The following is a 16,352-nucleotide window of genomic DNA, read 5'->3' on the forward strand; positions in this document are numbered from 1 at the left end:
TTATATGAACATATTCACAATAGATGTTCCTTTATGTAAGGATTTTGGTCGAATCTTAAAGAAAATGAACAAGAAAGTCACTTTTTTGGAGGATCCACTCAATCAAAGTCATCTATTCGAAGATTCATCGGACTTAATGAAATCATTATTTATTTTGCCTTTGCACATATCAACAGATTCTTGGCAGCAAACTTCTTTATTTGCCTTAGCTGAATCTCACGAAATCCCTATATTATTCATTTACAAACGCGCTTTAGGAATGGAGCCCCCACAGACCTTACCGGAAAAGACCTTTTATGAAACCATGGCAGTCCCTGCCGATTCAGTAGAAGTCCGGATTAAATTAAAGTCACTCAAAAACATCAGCATGCAATTGTTTTCGGCAAAAATGAAGGGGCAAGAGCTTGAAAAGACACACCAAAAATCAGCAAGGAGCCTGCGAATTGCAAAGGGGATTCAACTTTCAAGTTTACCTTTGTCGATCAATAATGAAGATATAGAGGTCAAAGGCCTTTTTCAGCCTTCGAGTGAGCTTTCTGGGGATTTATTTTACTGGGCGGAGGTCGGCGACAGGATATACGGCTTCATCATGATCGATGTATTTGGAAAAGGCATCCACACAGCACTTATAAACATGTCCATAAGGACTTTGATGCCCGACCTTATCAAACGGGTAAAAGACCCCATATACATAACGGAGGAACTGGGCAAACATATCCGGGAACTATTTCAAGGAGTTAATCGGGAAAACAAAAAACATGCTCGTATTACAGCCTTCATCGCATACGTGAATACAAAGGATCGACTCATCGAATATGTGAACTCCGGACTTCCTTCGGCCTTTTTGTATTCCCCATGCACCAATCAAATTCTCAACTTAAACGAAGGGGCCGCCCCAAGCGGACTGATCCCCGAATTGCCCATAAAAAAAATAGTCTTTCATTATGAACCAGGAAGCCGTTTCATCATCTATACAGACGGACTGTCTAAAACGCCCACACCTTCCGCCATCGACCGATCTGACAATATCGAGAGGGAATTCATTGAAAATGTCCATCTCGATACAAATGACCTTCTTCAGGAGCTATTGGTCTCAAGGATGAGGCATTCAGTAATTAACGATGACATCTGCATTATAGCCGGGACACTGTTTTAAAGACAATAAAAAAGGCCGTTTCAAAAAAGAAACGGCCTTTTCTTTATTTTTTATTTTTGTAGAGCTTGAACGACTTCCTCCAGCTTCATGCCTCTGGAAGCTTTAACAAGTATGATGTCATTTTCCTGTGTGGACGACTTAAGTTCCTCTATAAGCTCCTGCTTATTTTGAAAAGGGCGAACCTGCTCCGATGAAAAAGACTTGCTCGCTCCCTTGGCAATAAACTCGGCTAAAGGACCATATGTGAAAATCTTATCAATCCGCTCATTGGAAATCAATTCACCAATTTTCGTATGAAAGTCTTTTTCCTGCGGCCCTAATTCCAACATATCTCCCAATACAAGGATCTTATTCTCGAATCCAGATAAGCCCTCAACCAACTCCACTGCCGCCTTGACTGAAGTTGGACTGGCATTATATGCATCATTGATGATTTTCTGCCCTTTTGCGCCTTCAACCAATTCCATCCTCATATTAGTTAACTGAATGGTCGATAGGCCTTTACGGATCGAAGAATCATCCACATTGAATTCTTTAGCAACCAAGATGGCCGCCAACGCATTAAGAACATTATGATGACCTAACACAGGTATCTCATAACCGATCTCCTTATCACCGCTTGCGATTGTAAACGTGGTACTGTCTGCCCCTTGGCTAATGGACTGTGGATATAAATCATTTTCTTCCGTACGTCCAAAAGATATTACGTTTAAATCAGGAAAATCCTTTTTGATCCGATTGCGAAGCAATGGTTCATCACCATGATATATCAGCGTTCCATCTTTCGCCAAGCCTTCGACAATTTCCAACTTCGCATTCGCGATTTCCTCGCGTGATCCTAAATCCAATAAGTGTGACTCACCGATATTGGTAATGATCGCTACATCAGGCTTTGCCATTTTGGATAAGAACTCGATTTCACCGCGGCTGCTCATCCCCATTTCCAAAACAGCCGCTTCCGTATCCTGTGCCATAGAAAGTATCGTTAGCGGCAAACCTAAATGATTATTGAAGTTTCCATTGGTTTTATGAACCTTATAGGCAGTGGCCAGCAGCGCAGCGGTCATATCTTTCGTAGTGGTCTTACCATTGCTCCCTGTTATCCCAATGACTTTTATATTCAACTCCTGGCGGTAAGAACGCGCCAATTGCTGAAGTGCTTTCTCAGTGTTTTCGACAATAATTATCGGTAAATCATCAGGAGGATTCGGAACATCCCTTTGCCAAAAGGAAGCTGCAGCCCCTTGCGCTAAAGCCTGCTTGACATACTCATGGCCGTCAACCTGCTCACCCTTAAGCGGAATGAACAAACATCCTTCCTTAACCGTTCTTGAATCGATGGTAACCCCTTTAATTCCTTTGGACTGGAATGGACTGATATCATTCAATCCCTCTGCCATTTCATGTACTTGTTTTAACGTTCTCTTTATCATTTTGTTCCTCCTACATTCATCGAACCGTTAATCGCTCTCCGTTAACCAAACGAAGCAGAAACCAGTTTAAATCGCACCGGTTCCTGCTGATTGGAATCCATCAAATCAAGGCATGATGGATTGTGGAGTTTACTGATACTTTACCTGCATGATCAAACTGTATATTTGATTTGTTGTTTTTCCTGATGACGTTCCAAGGCAAGTTTCACGAGTGTTTCAATTAACGCTGGATAGTCGACACCTGTGTGCTTCCACAATAACGGAAACATGCTGAAAGGAGTAAACCCAGGCATTGTATTCACTTCATTAATATAGATTTGCCCCTCATGCGTCAAGAAGAAATCTGCGCGGACCAATCCAGAGCAATCCAATGACTTAAAGGCAGTAATGGCCATTTCGGATAAAGCTGCATACTCGCTTTCCGTTATATCCGCCGGAATGACCATCGCTGAATTACCGTCTACATATTTTGCTGAATAATCATAGAAGGCAAAATCTTTTTTAGGGATGATTTCGCCTGCCACTGAACAAGACGGTTCATCATTACCAAGAATACCAAACTCGAGTTCACGAGCAATGACCCCTTCTTCAATGATGATCTTCCGATCGAATTGAAAAGCTTCCGCTACCGCTTTTTCCAGTTCATCAGCATCATTACATTTGCTGATACCGACACTTGAACCTAAATTGGCAGGTTTGACAAAACAAGGGTACCCCAATTCATCCGCTACCTTTTTGATGGCACTTTCAGTATTCTTCTCCCATTCAGAACGAATGAACCAAGTGTATTTCACTTGAGGAAGTCCCGCCTGGGCAAAAATGTTTTTCATGATGACCTTATCCATTCCTGCTGAAGAAGCTAAAACGCCATTCCCTACATAAGGAAGGTTCAACAGTTCCAGCATCCCTTGTACGGTTCCATCTTCTCCATTCGGTCCGTGAAGCAATGGGAAAATTACGTCATACCCTGTTGATTCACTATTTTCATCAGTTGAATGTGCTTGCAAGGCCAGAGGCGAGCTCGATTTTTCTGGTGAAAATGTCAAAGCCTCCACGTTCTCGGCAGGACCTGTTAACTTTGGTCCATTAATCCATGAACCATCTTTTGTTATGTAAATCGGATATATATCAAACTTTGCTAAATCGAGAGCTTTAATGACCGCTAAAGCCGTCTGCATAGAAACCTCATGCTCCGCAGATTTTCCACCATAAAGCAAACCAAGTTTAGTTTTCATGAGTTATTACCCTCCAATATTCTTTTAACCATGTTCATTGTATCACTTTACACTAAAACGGATAAAGCGAAACTTCCATCATTGAGGCTTTTCCAATGATGGTTAGTTGAGCCAATCGGGCATTTACAGGCTGTTGGCTCACCACATTTCTTTTTCATTACATTTATCAACAGGCCTCCTTACAGCCTGCTAATGCGGGGTACAGCGAAGCTTCCATCAGTAAGGCTTTTCCAATGATTACTATTCAGCGGAACACAGGATAAAACCGCCACATCCTTTGGCAGCTCCTGTGCTAGCACATCCTGGGCGTCCCAATCGGGCATTTACAGGCTGTTGGCTCACCACATTTCTTTTTCATTACATTTATCAACAGGCCTCCTTACAGCCTGTTAATGCGGGGTAAAGCGAAACTTCCATCATTAAGGCTTTTCCAATGATTACTATTCAGCGGAACACAGGATAAAACCGCCACATCCTTTGGCAACTCCTGTGCTAGCACATCCTGTGCGTCGCAATCGGGCATTTACAGGCTGTTGGCTCACCACATTTCTTTTTCATTACATTTATCAACAGGCCTTCTTACAGCCTGTTATGCGGGATAAAGCGAAACTTCCATCATTGAGGCTTTTCCAATGATTACTATTTTGCAGACCACAGGATAAAACCGCCACATCCTGTGAACACCTCTATGTTTCCCTCTCTTATCTTTTATGCACGAGACGGTAAGTCTTACACCTAAAAAGTTCAAAGACTTCAAACAAAATCAGGAAGATGGTGTATTTTTAATAACGCTTTCCCAAATCTTCTCTTTTCGATTGAAGATAATAAATGCATCAGGCTCCTTACTATCTCTATCCGAAAAGGAATCATGCATTTCATCCATGTTTAAATAATCCCCTACGACCCATGCCGGTATCTCAATTTTCGTTCTAGTATACTTAACATCCCGAAAGGAAAAAACGAGCCCCTCTGCCAGAATATGAGCAAAGGAAACGATGATTTCTGCAGGAATCGCCGTCAGCTCTTTTTTCTTTCTGATTCCAAGCCACGTCCTCTCTACTTTTAACGGCTCCAGCTTTAGCGGAATCAGACTTCCTAACATCATATAATATGTCGAAAGAGAACGAAAATAAATTTTATTGAACCAGCCATCATCCTGGGCAAGGTACACAAATTGGTTATTCAATTTACGGAAAAACGGGGGATCCAGATGGGTTTTAGCGTGTCCTAAATATAAAAGTTCCGCTATTTCCCTTCCATCCAATTCATCCAGCCCTTCCGCTTCTTCAAAATCGATCCAACAGAAATCTCCATATGCCCGGACATTTTCTTTAACGAGTTTCGCAATAGCTTCAGATGAAGCGCTCTCAAGCAGGACATTCAAATTGTATTCCCCACCATCGAATTGATGTTTCAATAATAAGATCGAATCCAAGGTATACGGAAGCGAATTGACGAATTCACGAAAATTGAGTCCATTAAAAAGGACAAACCGTTCGGAAGCCTGCATATACATGTATAAGATATCATTACTTTCATTCTTCATAACCTGACCCCCTCCGAGCTCTCAATCAATAATGTTATTTTATCAAACTTTTGGAGTTTCACGTAAGTTATATAACCCCAATATTAATCATCATCATCTGCATCAGGTAAATAACATGAATCAAAATCCATTTTAACCAATAGGAAAAATTATAGGATTCGAAGAATGGATCATAAATGGTTTTATCATTCATTCACTCATTTCATAGGGCCACTTCCTTTTTGCTGACCGATATTAGCTATGAAAACAAATCAACCGTATTTTAAAGCCTGAAGGTAGTTTCATTTCACAACACATGACCTTCTGGGCCGAGAGGAAATGATTTGGTTTTGGGGTAAACAAGATGTAAGGCTTTATGAATTTGGGGGTATTTTGACATCCGGGAAGACCCTTCAAGAAGGTAGTTTCCTCCATAAAACAATTCAACTTGAAGTGCTTGAGTATCTGAAGGAAGCAGAGTTTACAGTCATCGAGAAATAAGAAAGCGCTTCTTCATTCAAAAAATAAATAAAAAAAATCCAGAGTGACATTTCACTCTGGATTTTGTGTATTAAGAAACTTGTTGTTCTAGTTCTTTTTTGGAAGGAGGGTTGAATTGACCTTCCCATTTAGAGATGACGATTGCCGCAAGTGAATTACCAATAACGTTTACCACTGTACGTCCCATATCAAGAATACGGTCGATACCGGCAATAAATGCTAGACCTTCAATAGGAATACCGACAGTTCCCAATGTCGCTAAAAGAACTACGAAAGATACACCTGGTACACCCGCAATCCCTTTGGATGTGATCATTAACACTAGCATTAGCGTAATTTGCTCATACATGCTTAAATCGATTCCGTACATTTGAGCGATGAAGATAGCTGCTAACGCTTGGTATAATGTAGAACCATCAAGGTTAAAGGAGTATCCTGTCGGAATGACAAATGTAGCAATATGTTTCGGACATCCCGCTTTCTCCATTTTTTCCATGATCTTCGGAAGAACCGCTTCTGAACTTGCTGTAGAGAAAGCAAGAATCAATTCTTCTTTTAGAAGCTTAATCAACGTAAAGATATTGAATCCTACAAATTTTGCAATAAGACCCAGAATGACAATTACAAAGAAGATCATTGTTCCGTAAACAGAAAGCGCTAACTTTCCTAACGGAATTAAAGATTCCAATCCGAACTTGGAGATAGTTACACCGATTAGTGCAAATACACCGATAGGAGCGAATTTCATGACCATGTTAGTTAGGTAGAACATTCCTTCAGCTACACCTTGGAAGAAACGGAATACCGGTTTACCCTTTTCACCGATGGCCGCAATACTTAGTCCAAACAACACGGAGAAGAAAATGATCGCTAGCATATCGCCTTCTACCATGGCTTTAACTGGATTGGATGGCACGATGTGTACAAGTGTATCTACGAACGATTCATGCTGCTTAGTTTCTGCTGTATCAACATATGTGGAGATATCAGTTTGTTCCAGGTTATTCATATTCACACCAGCACCAGGCTGGATGATATTCGCTGAAATTAAACCAACAGCAATCGCTATCATCGTTACGACAACAAAGTATGATAATGATTTAGCACCTAGTTTTCCTACCGCTTTCAAGTCACCTACACCGGCAACTGCAACGATAAGGCTGGATACAATGATCGGCACTACGATCATTTTAATCATTCGTAGGAAAATGTCTCCGAATGGCTGTAAAAAGCTTTGGGCCGACTCATTACCATAAAAAATGGCACCAACGATAATCCCTAGAATTAAACCAATGAAAATTTGGCTAGCTAAACTTAGTTTGAATTTCTTCATTTACTTTCCTCACCTTCCATAAAGTCTTTGATGCAAAAACATTTTTGTCTCGGTAAGGGAAACAAGATACTAATAAAAGAAAGTAATTTTTCTTTTTTTGAAAAACTCTGTCTTTACGCCGAAAAAAAAGACACTTCATGTGTCGATTTCTTATAGGCGTGAATATTCACACATGTTCCCTTGAAGACGCTGACGAGGTTAGCTGTCGGGTTAGGATTGGAAACACAAAAAGCCCTTTCATTTCTGAATTCACCCCTAGCGGATAAAATCCACAAAAATGGGTCCCCCGTTCTTGGAATAAGATTAAGCGAGTTAACTTATAATAAAATATTATACTAAAAATGATAATCTGTAAATATTTATTCGCATCCGTTCTAGAAAAAGGTCTTTAAATATGTCTGAATATTCTGTATTAATAGCTATTCTATCTATAATTACGCTTCCCGATTTTTAATCAAATAAGTTATATTTATATAATTAATTCCTAATTTGACATCACCTCTCTTGTGAAAAAAGCGGTTATTTTTCCAGAATGCCAAGTAACAGGTATCTTACTTTTTCCCTAGAGGTGAATTTTTTATAAGTTCCAGCTTTCACTTTTTCAAATTGAATCGGGGTAATAAAATAAGAATGGTTCTTCACTGCCACATTCGGCTTCAGGAGGATGACGTCACCTACAGACGGTCCCTTTATGATTTCTTGCTTCCCTTCAGCCTTAAGACCTTTTGTAATGTAATGTTTATCCAAATGGCCTTTATTCGTCAACTTGTAAATATAAGGATGTTTTTGGTATTGTACCGCCCCTATCGGTATGGAGGGTACACCGGCTTTCTCATTGGTTATTACAGTAAGATTCACTTTCGATCCCACCAACAGAGGTTCCGTTTCTTCGCCTTCCGGTTCGATTAAAGCCTGAAATGGAAATCTGTTATCTTTTTTTAATGATGGCTCTTCAGCGGGATAGGAATGGATACGGCCAATCGTCCCTTTCAATGCCTTTTTTGAATCAGAGGAACTTGCTTTTATAGTCATGCCCACTTCAGCCTTTTTCATTTCCTCTCCGGAGAGATACCCTTCAATTGCCATATTTGTCGAAACGATGGATATAATGGGATTATCAAGGTTTTTATTGATATTTTTAACGACACCATCAGCCTCGCTCGTCGTCACAATTGCACTGGACTGCTCCTCAATCGAACTTAATTTAGCGTCAAGCATATTCACTTTTTCATCCAACCTGTTTTTTTCTAGTTCCTGCTTGTACATTTCTTGCTCAATGTTACTTTTAATAAGATCTGAAGAGCTTGTCGTTATATCAATATTCAAGTTTTTTTCCACCGATTCATCAATTGCCGCTTCAGGTTCACTGGTCACGGTCCCCTGATAAGACCTCAACTTCCCTATGTATTCCTCAATCCCTGCCATTTCCCCCTCAGCTGCCGTTTTCTCCGCTTCCAAACTCGCTTTAAGCGCATCACGTTCGGTCGCCGTATACTCAAACAACGAGGAGCCAGCCGTAATCGAATCACCTTCTTTTACAAGGAATTTCTTAAAATCATTTTTCTTGGCATCAAAATAGATATCATACTCTTCTACTGGTTTAATTACCCCATTTGTTTGGATAGTATCCGTAATTGTATCTTTTTTTACCTTAGTCCAGTTTTCAACGAAAACCGTCCGTTCCACTTTGCTTTCTTTTTTTTCAATAAGGTATAAGTTAACGGTTATTAACACTATCGAAGCAATGGAGACCGCCGCTATTTTCCAGTTACCGCTCATTCATTTCACCCGCTTTATACAAATACGCCTACTTGGATGTATCCTAAAAAGGCTTTAACAAACCATGTGGCCAAATAGAATAGAACAATCATTAAAAGGACCAAATAATTATTACGTTCTGTAAATTCCTTTAAATAAAAATATTGCAGAGCAATAATGAGAAATTGAAAAATGGTAATTTCACTGAAAAAGTGAATGAAATAATCACTTCTGAGAAAATACTGACTGATGATCCCCAATGAAAAAGGATTGGCATCGCTGCCTATATCCATTAAAACGAATAAGGGAATCAATAATGTTTTTTCCACTAATTGCAGGCTTAAAAGAATCATTTGAACGATAACTAATTTTATATAGGGGATATCAGTAACGATCCAAAAGAATAGAGCTGCTAAAAATATGTATATGGAAGGGTCGATTATTCCTGTTATTATATTGCCGCTCAAAATCAGCAACTTTGCAGCTTCGAATTCATTGGCGCTCATCTTCGTGATTTCTTTGGAGAATGATTCTGAACCAATGCCAAAATATCCCCCAACGGCGAATACTATTAGACTAAGAAAAAATATAAATATTAATTTCAATCCAAGCTTTGTGACTGCCTCTGCATTTTGCAGCTGATAACGACTCCGATAAGGCTGTAAAATGCCCTTTAACAATCCTACCTGGTACACCATAATTGGTCCTCCTGCAAAAAATGATATATCATCATACATTTTATCCTATTTTGGAAACAATTGCAGAAATAAGGAATGAATATACAAAAAAAACACATAAGTCTTTCCCGAATCCCCACACTAATTTGGTGTTAATACTGGCAAATGGTGGGCAAGGACTTTAATGCGTGAAGGAGTTTGCCTATAGTTCTCTCCATCCATATCAACATCAAGCGGCCTCTTGGATTCAATAGTCAAGGTACCTGCTTGTAAATAAGTCACCCCAGAGTCTGAACTCATACTTTGAGTCCATGAACGTTTCATCGCTATTATTTCTAAAAATGCACCAAGGTTTGCATTTTCCAGGATGGCAACGCCAAAGAGCCCATCGTCTGGTCTAATCATGGGAAAGGGCATAAATTAGTGCCGATAAAACAACCATTCAAGACCAAAATCATAACTGCTTCCCCTTCAATGAAATTCCCATCATATTCCACTTTATAGGAAAAGGGAGCACTCCCACCAATCGTCCTTACAGCGCTTAATAAATATCCTATCTTTCCGAACCTGCTTTTTTCCTGCTCATCAATATTATTTGAAGCATCTGAAATAAGTCCAACTCCCCAGAAATTGGAAAAATAATCGTTATTGGACTTACCAATATCAATTGGACGAACCTTACCGTTTACTAATGCTTCCGCAGCTTGACGAACATTTTGAGGACTCTTTAATGTCCTGGAGAAGTCATTGCAAGTCCCTCCAGGTAAAACCCCAAACAACGGCCGCTTCTGAAGGGGTGAAAGGCCATTTATACACTCATGTACCGTTCCATCTCCTCCCAATACGAAAACTACATCCATTTCTTCACCATATTTAAACAATAACGGCATGCATCGCCTTTTTGCTTTGTTTGTAGAATGAGAAACTCATCAATATGTGGAGCTAATACCGGAAGACACCCTCCTAGATTCCTTTCGAGTTTATCATTCCCTGCATTTTTATTATAAATCAGCATTCCCTTTTTCCATCGCATGATTCCAGCCCCCATATTATTGAAAGAACTGCCTTCTTCCCATCACTTTTTACTTTTTCCTAAATCTCCGTTTTAAATCTCATTAAAAATTTAAATGAAAAAGAGGCTTTCGCCCCTTTCAGTAAAGCCTTCATATATACAGCAAATAATCCTTCATCAATAAGATAAGCTTTGAACACAAGGGGCTCCTTTTTTCATTTTTTTCCAAAAATAACAAAAGGCTTTCCAAGATGATTGAGCTTGGCCTAACTTTTGAAAATTCTTCCTGGAGTGCCTTTAAGGCTTCCGTAATTTTACGTGTTTCCATTCCCTCTTCTTTACGCGTTTCCACTTCCAGCATCCTGTCGATAATCGAATGGATTTCTTCTTTTGGGCTCATATCCCGCATCGAGCAACCTGGTAGGGGAAATTGTTTCAATAATGGATCTTCCATGTTCTCCAGACTTGCGACAATGGAATCCATCCGGTTCAATATGAAGCTAGGTAACAATTCTACATCGAAAGCATTTTGTTTCCTGATCAATATTCCGATATATCCTTTGAAAAGCGAATCTAAAATAATGGTGCAATCGGGCAGAAGATCAGATGAAAGTCCCGGATATAACTCAATGATTTTACGCTTGAACCAAATCAAGCCCTCTTCATGGATATAATGTAAAAATCCATCTAGTTCCTTGCTGATATGAACCATTTGTTCCTGCATCATCATTTGAATCAAGTTGGTATTTCCCGTCATATGCTCAATGTGAACAGTGATCTGCCTCATGAATTTGTCTTTACTGGACAATGAAGCATCCAGTTCAAGATCAAGTAATGAGTCTGTCAACGCTTCATAGTAAAATTTAAAAATGGAGACTAGTAATTCCTCCTTCGATTTAAAATAATTATAAAAGGACCCTTTTGCTATCCCGCATTTTTCAACAATTTCCTGAACCGAAGTTGCATGATAGCCTTTTTCCGCGAAAAGCTCTACAGACTTATCTATGATCATCTTATTTTTTTCTTTCATCAAATTCATCCTATCTCTTAAAATTGTCCATCGGTGACCAACGGGTCACATCTTCCAAATTGTATCCCAAAACCCTTGAAATCACAACGTTAGTACTAACGGATATTATCTGTTGCAATCATAATCCATATACTATATATTTGAGTTTGTGACCGGCTGGTCACAATTTTATGTATGGAGGGTACAAGCTTGAATTCAATAATTAAATTTTCATTAAAGAATAAATTGGCAATCTGGTTGCTTACCATCATCATCGTTGCAGCTGGTTTATACTCCGGTTTAAACATGAAACAAGAAACCATACCAAGCATCTCCACTCCTTTAATAAGCATCTCCACTGTTTATCCTGGAGCTGCACCTGAAGAAGTAGCAGATAAGCTCACAGACCAGATTGAGCTAAAAGTAACAAATTTGCCAGGAGTGGAATTAGTCAGTTCTTCGTCCATGGCCAATGCCTCTTCCATCCAATTACAATATGATTATGATACGGATATGGATGATGCAGTAAAAGAAGTGAAAGAAGCTTTAGAGAAATTGGAACTTCCAGAGGGAGTAGATGACCCGAGCGTATCTAAATTAGAATTAAACGCTTTTCCTGTCGTCGCACTCAGTGTAACAGATAAGGCTTCTGATTTACCAGACCTTACAAAAAATGTCGAAGAGGTGTTAGTGCCTAAACTTGAAGGAATTGACGGCGTGACATCCGTATCCATTTCCGGACAGCAAGTAAATGAAGGAAGCCTTGTATTCGACCAGGACAAGATGGCTCAATACGGGCTCGATGAAGAAACCGTAAAGAAGGTTGTCCAGTCTGCAAACGTCAGTATGCCGCTTGGCATATATAACTTTGATGATAAAGAGAAAACGATCGTTGTGGATGGAAACATTTCCACATTAAAGGACCTAAAAAATATAAAGATACCTTTAACCGGCGGCCCGAAAACAGGTGCGCCAGCACAAACTGGACAGGAAACCAATCAATTATCTCCTGAAATGGAAACAGGTCCTGCCCAACTGCAAAATGTGAAATTATCAGATATTGCCGATGTTAAAATTACCGGTAAGGCTGAATCGATTTCAAGAACAAACGGTAGCGAATCGATTGGAATCCAGGTTACAAGATCACCTGATGCCGATACAGTTGCAATTGTCGACGAAGTAAATGAAGAAGCATCGAATTTCAAAGAAGAGTTTAATGGGGTAAGTGTACACACTACTCTCGATCAAGCTAAACCGATTAAAGATTCCGTTGAAACCATGATCAGCAAGGCACTCTTCGGCTGTCTGTTTGCCGTCATTGTCATCATGCTGTTCCTTAGGAACTTTAAAACGACTCTCATTTCCGTCATTTCGATTCCATTATCCCTGTTAGCAGCCCTTTTGGTGCTCAAACAAATGGATATTTCATTGAATGTCATGACACTTGGGGCCATGACCGTTGCGATTGGCCGAGTCGTTGATGACTCCATTGTCGTCATAGAAAATATTTATAGAAGAATGGCTTTAAAAGGCGAACAATTAAAAGGCGGCGAATTAATACGATCTGCCACTAAGGAAATGTTCATCCCCATCCTTTCATCGACAATCGTTACTGTAGCCGTATACCTGCCTTTAGCAAGCGTTACAGGACCTGTCGGGGAACTATTCACGCCATTCGCCTTAACAATGGTGTTTGCATTAGTCGCTTCATTAATAATCGCCATCACACTTGTTCCGGCAATGGCAGACTCTTTATTTAAAAAGGGACTATCTAAAAAAGAATTAAAATCACATGAAGAAAAACCAAGCAAACTATCAGCATTCTATCGAAAATCACTGGATTGGTCATTAAACCATAAACTAATCACTTTCGGCACAGCCATTGTATTATTAGTTGGAAGTTTATTCCTAATCCCAAGCATCGGTGTAAGCTTCATGCCTGCAGATGAAGAAAAAACGATCATCGTCACTTACACTCCCGCACCTGGAGAGTTAAAAGAGGATATTGAAAAGCAAACAGAAAAAGTGGAAAAATACTTCATGGATAAAGACGATGTGAAGACCGTTCAATACACACTTGGCGAAAGCATGATGGGCGGAGGCATGATGGGCGGCTCGAGTAACTCGGCTCTCTTCTATGTACTCTATGACGAAGACACCGAAAATTTCGGGGACAAAAAAGAAACCGTCATAAAAGAGTTAACTGAACTTGATTCACCTGGAACATGGAAACAACAAGATTTCACATCAACATCAAGCAACGAGACCACTCTGTTTGTTTACGGAAATACACAAAAAGATATTGAACCGGTAATTGATGATATTCAAAATATCATGAAGAAAAATAAAGATTTAAAAGATGTTGATACAAGTCTTTTAAATGCTTATGAGCAATACACTCTAGTTGCAGACCAAGAAAAGCTAAGTGCCCTTGGACTGACAGCTGCACAAATTGGCATGTCCATCGCCAACACGAATAAGGATGATGCTTTAACTACCATTAAGAAAGATGGAGAAGAAGTCAAAGTATATGTCGAGACAAAAGAAACGACATTCGAAGACAAAAAAGATCTAGAGAATACGAAAATTTCTTCTCCAATGGGAATGGAAATCCCATTGAAAGAGCTTGTGAAAATCGAAGAAGGCAAAGCTTCCGATACAATCAGCCGCCGCGATGGAAAAATTTATGCCGACGTGTCTGCAACAATCAAATCGGATGATGTGGCCGCAGTGACAGCTGAGGTACAGAAGGAAGTTGATAAATTAGACCTTCCTGCAAGCGTCTCTATAGACTACGGCGGAGTGACGGAAGATATCCAAGAATCATTCACTCAACTTGGTATCGCTATGTTAGCGGCCGTTGCTATCGTATACTTTGTCCTAGTGGTTACTTTCCATGGTGGTTTAGCACCAATAGCCATTCTCTTCTCCTTACCATTTACGGTAATCGGGGCATTGGCAGGGCTATTCATTGCAGGTGAGACCATCAGCGTTTCGGCAATGATGGGTGTCCTGATGCTTATAGGTATCGTCGTGACCAATGCCATCGTATTAGTGGACCGTGTTATCAAGAATGAAGAATCCGGGCTATCTACCAGGGAATCTTTACTCGAGGCAGGATCCACCCGTCTACGCCCTATCCTGATGACTGCCCTTGCCACAATCGGCGCTTTAATACCTCTGGCAATCGGTGCGGAAGGCAGTGGATTAATATCACAAGGTTTGGGAATTACCGTTATCGGCGGACTGGTGAGTTCTACATTGCTAACACTTGTAATAGTGCCGGTAGTATATGAATTTATAATGAAAATAGGTAAAAAGAAGAAAAAAACAGTTAAGTAACGAAGAAAAAAAAGAGGGGATTCCTGAAATAAGGAATCCCCTCTTTTTTGATTCAACAATGCATCAATATGTTCGGCCCTTTTGACTGACTATATTCCTCTTCTTTCAACCCGTCCCATCTCTTAAGACAAAACGTCCTATTCGTCATTTCCAAGGAATCTGTTTGTTTAAACAAAAAAAGGAAAGATCTCTCTTCCCTTTTTCATTTCTTTATATTAGTGTTTCGTGAAAGTTTGATCTATCGCATTTGCCAGATCCAGCGATTTTTCTTTTAGATAACGCTTCGTTACGTTTAAATCTTTATGACCGGCAAGCTTTGATATCGTTTGTATATCTATTCCATTATCCACTAACCTTTGACAAAAAGTATGTCGCAGTTTATGCGGATGCACATTGTATTTTTTCAATATATATTGAACTGACCTCGGAGTGATCCTTTGATTATAGCTTGAGATGAATAACGGATCTGCTTTTTCTTTTAAAGAAAAAAGATAATTTTGTACATGTTGAATGGCCGATATCGTAAGGGGTACGGATCTGTCGATTTCACCTTTTGCGTTCCGGACAAGTATATAATTCCGCTCTGTTTCCATGATGACGTCACGGCCATTTAAGTCACATAATTCGGAGACACGAATTCCAGTATGTAACAAAAGGTAGACGATGGCAATGTTCCTTAGATTCCCTTCTGCTTCTATATCTCTTAACAGTATCTGCTGCTCATTGAGGCTTAAAGTTTCAGGTACCTCAAGCTTGTGCTCCTTAACTTTACGTTCCACAGAAAGCATCACTTGCGGTTTACCTAAAAATTTAAAGAAGACATTTAATGCGATATAGTGTTTTTCGATTGTCCCTGGGCTTTTCTTGCAATTTTCTAAATTATCAAGATAACCCTGAACATCTTCAGAATGGATCTCCATCAATATCTTTTGTGTCTGGTCACAAAACTGTGAAAGGACACCAGTATACGTTTTGATCGTATTAGCTGATTTCCCTTGGTCTCTCAACCATTCAGCAAACGAAAAAATCATTTCATCTTTAGCAGAGGTATCCATCGGCTATTCCCCCAATGACAGTTTCAGAACTATGTTAAGTTTAACATAAATCCCTACAGAAACGAAGAATTCTGTCCCTTTGTCTTTAACTGATATGGTAAGACAGATAACTATAGATATTCAGATGCATTAATAGTATGTACTACCATTTATCCTGCATATAACTTTCTTTAGTCTATAACAGGTTTAAATAATAAGTACTGAAGATAACGACCTCAAAAAAGACCAGCCGGATGGCTGGTCTTTTCAAATGGCTTGGCGGCGTCCTACTCTCACAGGGGGAAACCCCCAACTACCATCGGCGCTGAAGAGCTTA

The 16,352-nt window shown here is 39.7% G+C and carries 14 protein-coding genes and 1 riboswitch; of the genes, 3 read left to right on the plus strand and 11 right to left on the minus strand.

What is annotated here, in order from left to right; all coding sequences use genetic code 11:
* Nucleotides 1-4: 4 nt before the first annotated feature.
* The gene (locus A6755_RS25620; protein WP_063592375.1) at nt 5-1,156 is read left to right on the plus strand and encodes a PP2C family protein-serine/threonine phosphatase; all 1,152 of its coding nucleotides are present in this window, start codon (nt 5-7) and stop codon (nt 1,154-1,156) included.
* A gap of 50 nt (nt 1,157-1,206) precedes the next feature.
* On the opposite strand, the gene A6755_RS25625 is transcribed toward A6755_RS25620, so the two are convergent.
* The 3 genes from A6755_RS25625 to A6755_RS25635 all read right to left on the minus strand — a co-directional run bounded on the left by A6755_RS25625 (nt 1,207) and on the right by A6755_RS25635 (nt 5,370).
* A complete protein-coding gene (locus tag A6755_RS25625; RefSeq protein WP_063592376.1) occupies nt 1,207-2,589 on the minus strand; it encodes a UDP-N-acetylmuramoyl-tripeptide--D-alanyl-D-alanine ligase in 1,383 nt (460 codons plus the stop codon).
* Nucleotides 2,590-2,741: 152 nt separating this feature from the next.
* Entirely contained in the window at nt 2,742-3,824 is a 1,083-nt protein-coding gene (locus tag A6755_RS25630; RefSeq protein WP_063592377.1) for a D-alanine--D-alanine ligase, read from the minus strand.
* 763 nt (nt 3,825-4,587) lie between these two features.
* Nucleotides 4,588-5,370 (minus strand): hypothetical protein, encoded by a 783-nt coding sequence (locus A6755_RS25635; RefSeq protein WP_063592378.1) that lies wholly within the window; start codon nt 5,368-5,370, stop codon nt 4,588-4,590.
* 318 nt (nt 5,371-5,688) lie between these two features.
* Between A6755_RS25635 and A6755_RS27380 the strand changes: the two genes are divergently transcribed.
* Nucleotides 5,689-5,850, plus strand: coding sequence for a hypothetical protein (locus A6755_RS27380; RefSeq protein WP_174878771.1), 162 nt, complete (start codon nt 5,689-5,691; stop codon nt 5,848-5,850).
* Between the two features lie 70 nt (nt 5,851-5,920).
* Here the strand turns inward: A6755_RS27380 and A6755_RS25640 are convergent, their stop codons facing one another.
* The 7 genes from A6755_RS25640 to A6755_RS25660 form a co-directional block, all read right to left on the minus strand.
* A complete protein-coding gene (locus A6755_RS25640; RefSeq protein ID WP_048679924.1) occupies nt 5,921-7,183 on the minus strand; it encodes a cation:dicarboxylate symporter family transporter in 1,263 nt (420 codons plus the stop codon).
* A 172-nt stretch (nt 7,184-7,355) separates the two neighbouring features.
* Nucleotides 7,356-7,503, minus strand: a riboswitch (cyclic di-AMP (ydaO/yuaA leader).
* Nucleotides 7,504-7,702: 199 nt separating this feature from the next.
* Nucleotides 7,703-8,962, minus strand: a complete 1,260-nt coding sequence (locus A6755_RS25645; RefSeq protein ID WP_063592379.1) for an efflux RND transporter periplasmic adaptor subunit — start codon at nt 8,960-8,962, stop codon at nt 7,703-7,705.
* A 14-nt stretch (nt 8,963-8,976) separates the two neighbouring features.
* Nucleotides 8,977-9,639 (minus strand): hypothetical protein, encoded by a 663-nt coding sequence (locus tag A6755_RS25650; protein ID WP_063592380.1) that lies wholly within the window; start codon nt 9,637-9,639, stop codon nt 8,977-8,979.
* Between the two features lie 120 nt (nt 9,640-9,759).
* Nucleotides 9,760-10,023 carry a diacylglycerol kinase family protein gene (locus A6755_RS26470; RefSeq protein WP_084738130.1) on the minus strand — a complete coding sequence of 88 codons (264 nt, stop codon included), beginning with the start codon at nt 10,021-10,023 and terminating at the stop codon, nt 9,760-9,762.
* Nucleotides 10,020-10,508, minus strand: coding sequence for a diacylglycerol/lipid kinase family protein (locus A6755_RS26475; RefSeq protein ID WP_084738135.1), 489 nt, complete (start codon nt 10,506-10,508; stop codon nt 10,020-10,022). The genes A6755_RS26470 and A6755_RS26475 overlap by 4 nt, the downstream gene beginning before the upstream one ends.
* Complete coding sequence (locus tag A6755_RS26480; RefSeq protein ID WP_084738138.1) at nt 10,469-10,651, minus strand: hypothetical protein; 183 nt, start codon at nt 10,649-10,651, stop codon at nt 10,469-10,471. The genes A6755_RS26475 and A6755_RS26480 overlap by 40 nt, the downstream gene beginning before the upstream one ends.
* A gap of 130 nt (nt 10,652-10,781) precedes the next feature.
* On the minus strand, nt 10,782-11,660 hold the full coding sequence (locus A6755_RS25660) for a TetR/AcrR family transcriptional regulator (protein ID WP_063592381.1): 879 nt from the start codon (nt 11,658-11,660) through the stop codon (nt 10,782-10,784).
* Nucleotides 11,661-11,849: 189 nt separating this feature from the next.
* Between A6755_RS25660 and A6755_RS25665 the strand changes: the two genes are divergently transcribed.
* The gene (locus A6755_RS25665) at nt 11,850-14,981 is read left to right on the plus strand and encodes an efflux RND transporter permease subunit (protein WP_063592382.1); all 3,132 of its coding nucleotides are present in this window, start codon (nt 11,850-11,852) and stop codon (nt 14,979-14,981) included.
* A gap of 215 nt (nt 14,982-15,196) precedes the next feature.
* On the opposite strand, the gene A6755_RS25670 is transcribed toward A6755_RS25665, so the two are convergent.
* Complete coding sequence (locus A6755_RS25670) at nt 15,197-16,036, minus strand: tyrosine-type recombinase/integrase (RefSeq protein WP_034306417.1); 840 nt, start codon at nt 16,034-16,036, stop codon at nt 15,197-15,199.
* Nucleotides 16,037-16,352: the final 316 nt, after the last annotated feature.

The sequence above is a fragment of the Peribacillus frigoritolerans genome (genome assembly GCF_001636405.1).
Taxonomy (GTDB): domain Bacteria; phylum Bacillota; class Bacilli; order Bacillales; family DSM-1321; genus Peribacillus; species Peribacillus frigoritolerans.